Raw genomic sequence first — 6,168 nt, forward strand, 5'->3', positions numbered from 1 at the left:
ATTTAAGTCTGATACACGACCTTGACTACTATATAAAGTTTTAAATGGTCCATTAGGTTCTCCATAATTTCCTTGCAACCATTCTTCTGAGCCATCACCATTCCCTCCAGGTCTTCCAGGCCATGCTCTTGTGTTGGGATTTTGATTTTCTGTAGCATTAGCTTTAATTGAAAAAGGAATCATTGTAGTAAGCATAGTTAATGTTAGAGTTAAAGCAATTTTTTTGAATAAGTCTTTCATATTATCATCTCCTTCAAAATAAATATAGTTAAATTTTACTATGGAAATAATTACATAAAAAGTCTGTAAATTGCAATTATTTTTTGGTATAATAGATATTGTGCTTAAAAATCATATTAAAAATTTTATTTATTTAGTGAATAAACTATAATAATTAGATAATAAAAAAGTGTTCCTCGGGAACACTTTTTTATTTTTTACATATACATCAAAAGTCATCATAAGATATAAAATCTTGAGGTGTATTGGAGAACTCATAAATGCAATAAATTACTCCAATAATTGTCGGGATGAGCAATAGTGATAATAAAATAAATCTCATAAATGAATCCTCCTTTGGAAGTAAATAAAAGTATTGAAATCTATGATTAAATTTTATCATGGTAAACATTTATATAATAGTCTATAATTTTACAATTTTTTTGGTATAATAGATATTGTGGTTAAAAATTATATTAAAACTTTTTATTTATTAGGTTGATTAATGAAAATAAAATTAAAAGAAGTCCTATTAAGGACTTCTTACCTTTTTAGCATTTATTAGGCTAATAATCTAAAGTCAATCCAATCACCAAACATATTACTTATATCGGCTATAGCTTCATTAATAGAATTATATTTCCAACTTCTTTCATTTTTAAAATTTATATACCACCAATTACCTTTATAATATTCAACTTCAATAAATACAAGTTCATTTTTAATAGAATTTCTTGCTCTAAATTCACAAATTTTTTTTCTCATAATATTACCTTCCTTAATCTCTCCAATGTTTTTTCTTATATTCATGAAGTCCTTCAAAAGTCATTGTTTCATTTACTTTATCGCAATATTCTTTGTAAGTTATAATTACATATATACTCATTTCTATTCTCCTTTACTTTAGGCAAACAATGAGTTATAATCTTATTGTGAGTAAGGGTGTAACTTCATTGTTATGCCTTTTTTTTATTTATTTGATAAATTACTTCTGTCAGTATTTTCACCTATAAAACAAATACCTTTATATATCCAATTACTATTTTCTTTATTGAATGTTATATAGATACCTTTATATTTATTAGTTTTATCATCTAAAATATGGTCATAAGCTTCTCCACCTTGTAATGTATAGCTAGTATCTATTTTAGGAGGTAAAACATTTCTAAAGTGTTCTATTATCTCATTATCAACAATATCATTAATATTTAAATATTCTGTTATCTCTCCTTTCCAATCTTTATATGTTTTTATTTTTTTCAAATTAAATATTTCATGAATGGCTTTTTCAAAGAGATTAAACACTTTAATAAGTAATGGACTATCTAATTCTAAATCGTCCCAACTTCCATATTTAACAGTATCACCACCAAGCATAGTTATTGTTTTATCTTCCCATAAAATAAATTCTAGCGTTGTTTGTGAATCATATAAAACCGCCCCCTTTCCACTTTGACTATCATAGGCAACTATTGACAGTAAATTATTAACTTCTTGAACCTTTTTTCTCAATTCTAAAAATTCTAAACTCATAATAAAATCAATCCTTTCATTTTATAATTTACACTCTCGGTTAAATCCCCTCGTGTTGTTGTTTTTTTGTTGAGCCTAAGACTACATATTGGAGTGAGTTGTAAAGGAAAATGAAGTAAAAAATTTTGGCTGCTAACTGCAGATCTAGTTGGCCGACAAAAATTTTTATGGAATGGCTTTACTACTTGAACGGAAATATGATAGGCTGGTGCATCAAAAAAACAAGATAAAAAAAGAAGTCCCTAAAGGACTTCTTACCTATTTGGATGCACTCCATCGGGACCCGATTATAGCAAAAAGAAGCTTAGATATTCTTTGCTTTAGATTGGTCGCTCGGATATATGGAACAAGATAAAGTAATAGAATATCTTAGCTTATTGCAGCGTTATAATTGGGTGATGGGATTAGTGCCAGGAGTTAAAAAAAATATATTATTATGTACTATTGAACTAAAAATATTAAAGCTTGTCTAATTTAAATTTTCAGAATCTATTGCAACTAAATCTGAAATATCATCATCAAATAAATTATTAAAGATTTCTTTAAAAGGACTATCCAATTCTTTTAATTCATCAATATTAAAATTATCTTTGGCTATATATTCGATAGTTGAATATTCTTTATCACTAAAATTTTTAGATAACATTAATACAATTCTAGCAGAGTTTGAACGTACTCTAGTGTTACAACTTAAACAAGTATTAGGAACTAAATCAGATTTTTCATCAGGAACAAAACCTAAAGCTCCACGAACATTTCCAGCTAAAACTTCAGTAAGCAATCTAGGAGAACAATCTTCAAAATAATGTCCTATCATTCTAACAGAATTTTTAAATTCCATCAAAGTAGGTAGAACAGCAAGTTTAAGTTCTGTAGTACCATCAGTTCTAGGTTCAAAATCATTAATAGATAATTTTTTAGTTGTTGCTTTTGTGTAAAAATGTTTAGAAGAAAGATGGGTATTAACACCAACAAGGTGTAAAAATTGTTTTTTCTCAAATTTTAATTCCCAAAAGTTATAAGGTTCATTTCTATTTTTAGAAACTATAAGAAAATTTTTGTTAACTAAATTTTTCTTATAAAGATTAGCAGATTTAATTATAGTTTTTAAAACATCATCTTTATTTAGTTTTGCCATATATCCCCCTGTATAAAAAATGGAGTATCTGTACTAAGTACATATACTCCAAATTAACTGATTTTTCTGTTGTCTGCCAACGGCGTGCAATTAAATCACGCAAATCTTTTAGGTTTTTCTGTTGCCTACCAACGACGTGCAATTAAATCACGTAAATCTTTCAGATTATTATGGTGTCAGTACACCCAAAAATCTATTTATATTATTATTATAGCATTACTATAATTATAGTCAACAAAATGCTTAAATTTCTTTATAAAAAATATAAACAAATTGTCCAATTTTTTTCAAGAAAAATTATAAATAAAATGATTAAATTTTTTCAAGAAAATTTAATCAAAATACATAAGAAATTTTTAAAAAAAGATTAATCAAAATAGAGAAAATTTTTTTGAAAAATTTTCTCTAAAAATTAATAGGCATAGTTATCTATGCCTATTAATTTTTTTAAGCTATTGCCCATATCCCACGTTCTATATTTTTAAATAAATTAGGATTAATTTGAAGAGTTTGTCTTACTTTAGCTTTCCAATTTTGATTATTAGATGTCTTTTTATAACCTTCTAATTTTTTATAGATATTTTCTAAATTAGATTTTCCACCTAAACTTTCCATTACAGAAGCTACAAGGTCTTTCCAAGTTATATTTAAGCTATCCCTTAAATCCATTTTTCCTTGTTTAGTAATCATATAATCTAAAATTAAAGGTTCATCTTTTCTAAGTATCAAACAATATTCATGTGCTATTCTAATGAAGTTTTCATTTAAATATTTTCTATTATCACTCATACAATTAAATTGCTCTTTTATAACTATTTGCTCTACAGTACCTAGTTTATTCATATCAAGGAGCATTGAGTAAAGTCTTTTATTCTTCTTAATATCTGCCATTAATATAGCCATTCTTCCACCAACTTTTAAACTAGCATATTGTTTTGCCAGACAATAATTAATAGCTTTTATAAACTCTTGATAATCTTTAATGTGTGATAAATCATTTTTTAAAGGGGTATCTCCATACATATGACCACTATATTTGATAATATCCCAATAAGGTGGATGCCAATATATGAAATTATTTCTTTCTTTAATATCATTTTCTATTAAGTCAAATTTAGATTGTTCACCTTGTAAGCCATTTAAGTCATAACAATTAGTTACTATATTTAATTCTTTACCAACATCAGCAGTTGTAAAACTTCCACTCATATAATCACTTATTTCATCAAACTTATAAACTGAATGTAAATCTATTAATAATTTTCCTGTAGCATTTCCCCTATATTTATTATTTCCGTACTCTCCCCTATTTGGATAAGAAACTATACTTTTCATTTTCACATCTCCTTTACTTATTATTTATAAAAGGTGTTCCCGAAGAACACCTTTTGATTAGTATTCTTCAGGAAGTAAGATAGTGATTAATAAACTTTTTATTGAATAATCATACTCACTCATAATCCAAATTTTATGTTCATTTATCATATAAACTCCCATAAATCTATCTTCATACTTTGAATTAGGATTTTTTAATAATTCATTTTGAAATTCTTTATCTTCATTACATAAAATTCCCCAATCATCAGAATGGAATTTTAATAAAGCTGACATCAAATCTTTATCTTTAAATTCTCCACTTTCAATTAAATAATTAACTCCATTTGTCATAACTACTCTTAACTTCATAGATAGCACCATTCCTTTCATGTTGTTGTTTTTTTGTTGAGCCTAGGACTACATATAGAAGTGAGTTGTAAAGGAAAATGAAGTAAAAATTTTTGGCTGCTATTCCTGGTAAGGATCATGGCCGACAAAAAATTTTATGGAATGGCTTTACAACTTGAATGGAGATATGATAGGCTGGTGCATCAAAAAAACAAGATAAAAAAAGAAGTCCTTTGGGGACTTCTTCCTATTTGGATGCACTTCATCGGGACCCGATTATAGCAAAAAGAAGCTTAGATATTCTTTGCTTTAGATTGGTCGCTCGGATAGATGGAACGAGATAAAGTAATAGAATATCTTAGCTTATTGCAGCGTTATAATTGGGTGATGGGATTAGTGCCTGGAAAAATAAAATACTTTTAAAATAAAAATATTTATTGTTTAATTTATTAATCTTTATACTTATTAACTTTATAAGTTTTTAATTAACTTATAGCCTTCAATAGTAAAACCATTTTTTTTATAAAAATAGATTAAGCGGTCTTTATGGTCAAAATCTACACGAGATAAGCTACCTTTTAATTTTGTAATACCATATTTCCTAGCAGTATTCTCCATAAGTTCTAAAGCTTTACTACCAAGACCTTGTGAATGATTATTGGGTTGCATATCTATTATGTAAATATAATCATTATTTAACTTATAATGAAATATTCCTTCTTTTCCATCTTTAGAAAATGCAGTTATTGTTCCATGATTATCAAAAGAATTTTTACTATCTAATATATTTACTAGAATTATTTCATTACCAAGTTTATCTATCATTTCTTCTTGGGAAATATCAACATTAGACAACCTATAAGAATATTTAAAATATTCTACATTATAAAGCAAATTATCAATATCTTTATATTTCATATAAATTTGAATATCTTCTTGTAATTCGAGGTTTTTTGAAATAAAGTTTTCTTCTAAAGAAGAAAACTTTATTTCATCAACATAGTGATAAATTCTCCAAGTTAAATCTTTTTGATAAATCCATATTTTAGGACCAGCAGATTTGATATCATATATATCATTAAAACTTATTCTGTAAGCATCTCCTTTTCTTTCAAGTTCTAGTGTAATACTATTAGATACTCCATTAATTTTATAAGATTTTAGAATATAACTATATTCCATAGTACCAATCATGTCTTTATTAATTGCTAAGTTTATTTCTTGTTCAAGTGAACAATATAAAATTTTATCTAACCATTTAAAATCATTTTCTAAATTTATTTGGCTATCATGTTTATTATTTTTAAAATCATCAATAGCAATATCTTGTGTTACATAAGTGTTATCTATAATTTTCTTGTTATTAACATTATCCTTTATTATATTAATTATATCTTTTATCATTAATATCAACTCCCTTTTATTTAATAGTATATTATAATATTTCAATTTGAAGTTAAAGTGTTCCCCAGGAACACTTTTACTCTATTTTATTTCATCTTTCAAAGTTCTAAGAATTGAAGTAGCCATCATAGTTTTGTCAAGTTGTTCTAATATATCATCAGTTATAACAATTTTATTATCTTTCATTTTTCTATGTTGTTTAAGGATAG

At 25.9% G+C, this 6,168-nt stretch carries 7 protein-coding genes; all 7 read right to left on the reverse strand.

Translation table 11 applies throughout. The features are described 5' to 3' along the window. Positions 1-240: hypothetical protein (locus tag J7M87_RS07125; protein ID WP_291650068.1), on the reverse strand; the 240-nt coding region annotated here is incomplete at its 3' end. Positions 241-780: 540 nt separating this feature from the next. Beyond that, on the reverse strand, positions 781-984 hold the full coding sequence (locus J7M87_RS07130; protein WP_291650070.1) for a hypothetical protein: 204 nt from the start codon (positions 982-984) through the stop codon (positions 781-783). 204 nt (positions 985-1,188) lie between these two features. Continuing rightward, positions 1,189-1,752, reverse strand: a complete 564-nt coding sequence (locus J7M87_RS07135; RefSeq protein ID WP_291650072.1) for a hypothetical protein — start codon at positions 1,750-1,752, stop codon at positions 1,189-1,191. A gap of 469 nt (positions 1,753-2,221) precedes the next feature. Continuing rightward, complete coding sequence (locus tag J7M87_RS07140; protein WP_291650074.1) at positions 2,222-2,890, reverse strand: PBECR4 domain-containing protein; 669 nt, start codon at positions 2,888-2,890, stop codon at positions 2,222-2,224. 447 nt (positions 2,891-3,337) lie between these two features. Continuing rightward, the gene (locus J7M87_RS07145) at positions 3,338-4,225 is read right to left on the reverse strand and encodes a DNA methyltransferase (protein ID WP_291650076.1); all 888 of its coding nucleotides are present in this window, start codon (positions 4,223-4,225) and stop codon (positions 3,338-3,340) included. Positions 4,226-4,282: 57 nt separating this feature from the next. After that, on the reverse strand, positions 4,283-4,576 hold the full coding sequence (locus tag J7M87_RS07150; protein WP_186860817.1) for a hypothetical protein: 294 nt from the start codon (positions 4,574-4,576) through the stop codon (positions 4,283-4,285). A gap of 450 nt (positions 4,577-5,026) precedes the next feature. Further along, complete coding sequence (locus tag J7M87_RS07155) at positions 5,027-5,959, reverse strand: hypothetical protein (RefSeq protein WP_291650080.1); 933 nt, start codon at positions 5,957-5,959, stop codon at positions 5,027-5,029. Positions 5,960-6,168 lie beyond the last annotated feature (209 nt).

The sequence above is a fragment of the Clostridium sp. genome (genome assembly GCF_017888565.1).
GTDB lineage: Bacteria > Bacillota > Clostridia > Clostridiales > Clostridiaceae > Clostridium.

Bases quoted from the DNA above. Each gene is read 5' to 3' on its own strand.
- J7M87_RS07130 (WP_291650070.1), bottom strand. From the start codon at position 984: ATGAGAAAAAAAATTTGTGAATTTAGAGCAAGAAATTCTATTAAAAAT.
- J7M87_RS07135 (WP_291650072.1), bottom strand. From the start codon at position 1,752: ATGAGTTTAGAATTTTTAGAATTGAGAAAAAAGGTTCAAGAAGTTAAT.
- J7M87_RS07140 (WP_291650074.1), bottom strand. From the start codon at position 2,890: ATGGCAAAACTAAATAAAGATGATGTTTTAAAAACTATAATTAAATCT.
- J7M87_RS07145 (WP_291650076.1), bottom strand. From the start codon at position 4,225: ATGAAAAGTATAGTTTCTTATCCAAATAGGGGAGAGTACGGAAATAAT.
- J7M87_RS07150 (WP_186860817.1), bottom strand. From the start codon at position 4,576: ATGAAGTTAAGAGTAGTTATGACAAATGGAGTTAATTATTTAATTGAA.
- J7M87_RS07155 (WP_291650080.1), bottom strand. From the start codon at position 5,959: ATGATAAAAGATATAATTAATATAATAAAGGATAATGTTAATAACAAG.